The organism is Pelotomaculum terephthalicicum JT, assembly GCF_022410535.1.
In the GTDB taxonomy this organism is placed as follows: Bacteria; Bacillota; Desulfotomaculia; order Desulfotomaculales; family Pelotomaculaceae; genus Pelotomaculum_D; species Pelotomaculum_D terephthalicicum.
Genome location: NZ_JAKNBL010000078.1, coordinates 1 through 3,688, shown reverse-complemented (window position 1 = coordinate 3,688; position 3,688 = coordinate 1). Strand labels below are relative to the sequence as shown.

Below are 3,688 nucleotides of genomic sequence, written 5' to 3'. Positions count from 1 at the left end.
AAAAAAAGCGAGCTAGCAAATCAAATTTTCTATATTAAATGGAGAGTTTGATCCTGGCTCAGGACGAACGCTGGCGGCGTGCTTAACACATGCAAGTCGAACGGAGGTTACGAGGAAGCTTGCGAATTGTAACCTTAGTGGCGGACGGGTGAGTAACGCGTGGATAACCTGCCTGACAGACCGGGACAACACCGGGAAACTGGTGCTAATACCGGATACGCTCAAGAGTGCCCATGCACACTTGAGGAAAGGAGCAATCCGCTGACAGATGGGTCCGCGTCCCATTAGCTAGTTGGAGGTGTAAAGGACCACCAAGGCGACGATGGGTAGCCGGCCTGAGAGGGTGGACGGCCACACTGGAACTGAGACACGGTCCAGACTCCTACGGGAGGCAGCAGTGGGGAATCTTCCGCAATGGGCGAAAGCCTGACGGAGCAACGCCGCGTGAGTGATTAAGGCCTTCGGGTTGTAAAACTCTGTCATCAGGGAAGAAAATAATGACGGTACCTGAGGAGGAAGCCCCGGCTAACTACGTGCCAGCAGCCGCGGTAAAACGTAGGGGGCGAGCGTTGTCCGGAATTACTGGGCGTAAAGGGCGCGTAGGCGGTTGTCCAAGTCAGAGGTGAAAACTCTGGGCTCAACTCAGAGCGTGCCTCTGAAACTGGGCGACTTGAGGGCAGGAGAGGGGAGTGGAATTCCCAGTGTAGCGGTGAAATGCGTAGATATTGGGAGGAACACCAGTGGCGAAGGCGACTCTCTGGCCTGTTTCTGACGCTGAGGCGCGAAAGCGTGGGGAGCGAACGGGATTAGATACCCCGGTAGTCCACGCCGTAAACGATGGGTGCTAGGTGTAGGAGGTATCGACCCCTTCTGTGCCGTAGCTAACGCAATAAGCACCCCGCCTGGGGAGTACGGCCGCAAGGTTGAAACTCAAAGGAATTGACGGGGGCCCGCACAAGCGGTGGAGCATGTGGTTTAATTCGACGCAACGCGAAGAACCTTACCAGGGTTTGACATCCCCTGACAGCTATTGAAAGGTAGAATTCTATCTACGGATAGACAGGGAGACAGGTGGTGCATGGTTGTCGTCAGCTCGTGTCGTGAGATGTTGGGTTAAGTCCCGCAACGAGCGCAACCCCTACGTTTAGTTGCTAACGTGTGAAGGCGAGCACTCTAGACGAACTGCCGTTGACAAAACGGAGGAAGGTGGGGATGACGTCAAATCATCATGCCCCTTATATTCTGGGCCACACACGTGCTACAATGGCCGGTACAGATGGAAGCGAAGCCGCGAGGTGAAGCAAATCCCAAAAAGCCGGTCTCAGTTCGGATTGCAGGCTGCAACCCGCCTGCATGAAGTCGGAATCGCTAGTAATCGCAGGTCAGCATACTGCGGTGAATACGTTCCCGGGCCTTGTACACACCGCCCGTCACACCACGAAAGCTGACAACACCCGAAGCCGGTGACTTAACCTGAAAAGGAGAGAGCTGTCGAAGGTGGGGTTGGTGATTGGGGTGAAGTCGTAACAAGGTAGCCGTATCGGAAGGTGCGGCTGGATCACCTCCTTTCTAAGGAGAACATAGCAGAAGTCAGAAGTCCGAAGTCAGGAGTCAGAATGTATGAAGGAATTTGCCTGAGGCAAATTCCGACAAGAAATCTGACCTCCGACCTCCGACGACCGACATCTGTTCTCCCAGGTCGGTACATCTATCCATATGTTTAGTTTTGAGAGACCAGAACTCTCAACAGTTCTTTGAAAACTGCACAGCGTAGGAGAACAAGAGAGCTAAGAGCCCGAAGCGGCGCGAGAGAAGCAAGCGAGGGGAAGCCATCGCGCAGCCAATCGCGAGCCGCAGAGGAAGGTTTTTAGCGCGCAAATTAGGTCAAGCTAGAAAGGGCATACGGTGGATGCCTAGGCGCGAAGGGCCGAAGAAGGACGTGGTAAGCTGCGAAAAGCCACGGGGAGCCGCAAACAGGCATCGATCCGTGGATATCCGAATGGGGCAACCCGGCGGGGGCGAACCCCCGTCACCGTGCACTGAATCCATAGGTGTACGGAGGGCACCCGGCGAACTGAAACATCTTAGTAGCCGGAGGAAGAGAAAGAAAAATCGAACCCCCCAGTAGCGGCGAGCGAAGAGGGGCGAGCCTAAACCGGCAGTGCGTGCACAGCCGGGGTTGCGGGACTCACATCAGTAAGGTAAGTAGCTTTAGCCGAAGCGGTTTGGAAAGGCCCGTCACAGAAGGTAACAACCCTGTAGGCGAAAAGGCGAACATCTTCGAGAGGATCCCAAGTACCACGGGACACGAGGAACCCCGTGGGAATCCGGGAGGACCACCTCCCAAGGCTAAATACCCGACGCGACCGATAGTGAACAAGTACCGTGAGGGAAAGGTGAAAAGCACCCCGGGAGGGGAATGAAATAGAACCTGAAACCGTATGCTTACAAACAGTCAGAGCACTATTGCACGGGGAACCGGGCAAGTGTGATGGCGTACTTTTTGTAGAACGGACCGGCGAGTTACATCTAACGGGCAAGGTTAAGCCAGAAAAGGCGGAGCCGCAGCGAAAGCAAGTCTTAATAGGGCGAAATAGTCCGTTGGAGTAGACCCGAAACCGGGTGATCTACCCATGTCCAGAGTGAAGCTTTAGTAAAATAAAGTGGAGGCTCGAACCGACCGTCGTTGAAAAGGCGGCGGATGAGGTGTGGGTAGGGGTGAAATGCCAATCGAACCCGGAAATAGCTGGTTCTCCCCGAAATAGCTTTAGGGCTAGCCTTGGGAATAAATACCGGAGGTAGAGCACTGAATGGGCTAGGGGCCTTCACCGGTTACCGAACCCAATCAAACTCCGAATGCCGGATATTTGAATCTCAGGAGTCAGACTGCGGGTGCTAAGGTTCGTAGTCAAGAGGGAAACAGCCCAGACCGTCGGTTAAGGTCCCAAAGACAGGCTAAGTGGAAAAGGATGTGGAGTTGCCCGGACAACCAGGATGTTGGCTCAGAAGCAGCCACCATTTAAAGAGTGCGTAATAGCTCACTGGTCAAGTGGCTCTGCGCCGAAAATGTAACGGGGCTAAGCCTGGCACCGAAGCCACGGATTTCAGCAATGGAATGGTAGGGGAGCGTTCCGTACCCAGCGAAGCTATACTGTAAGGAGTAGTGGAGGATACGGAAGTGAGAATGCCGGTATAAGTAAGCGAAAAGGCAGGTGAGAATCCTGCCCGCCGAAAACCTGAGGTTTTCTGGGGAAGGCTCGTCCGCCCAGAGTAAGCCGGGACCTAAGCCGAGGCCGACAGGCGTAGGCGATGGATAATCGGTTGAGAATCCGATGCCACTTTCCGCCGATAGAAGGATGGGGTGACACAGGAGGGTAAGCTAAGCGCGCGAATGGAAAAGCGCGTCCAAGGTAGTAGGGTAAGAGACAGGCAAAACCGTCTCTTGGGAAGCCCGAGAGCTGATGGGGAGCGAAATAAAGTAGCGAAGTAGCCGAACCCAAACTGTCAAGAAAAACCTCTAACGAGGCAGGGAAGTGCCCGTACCGTAAACCGACACAGGTAGGTAGGGTGAGAATCCTAAGGCGCGCGAGATAACCCTCGTTAAGGAACTCGGCAAAATGACCCCGTAACTTCGGGAGAAGGGGTACCCCGTTAGCGTGAGAACTTTTACAGAAGTAGCGCGAGGGGG

2 rRNA genes are annotated in these 3,688 nt (G+C 54.5%); both read left to right on the top strand.

Annotated features, from left to right (window positions below):
• The first annotated feature begins 35 nt into the window (after window positions 1-35).
• Window positions 36-1,569, top strand: a 16S ribosomal RNA gene (locus tag L9W92_RS18430).
• A gap of 313 nt (window positions 1,570-1,882) precedes the next feature.
• A 23S ribosomal RNA gene (locus L9W92_RS18425) occupies window positions 1,883-3,688 on the top strand; the annotation flags it as partial.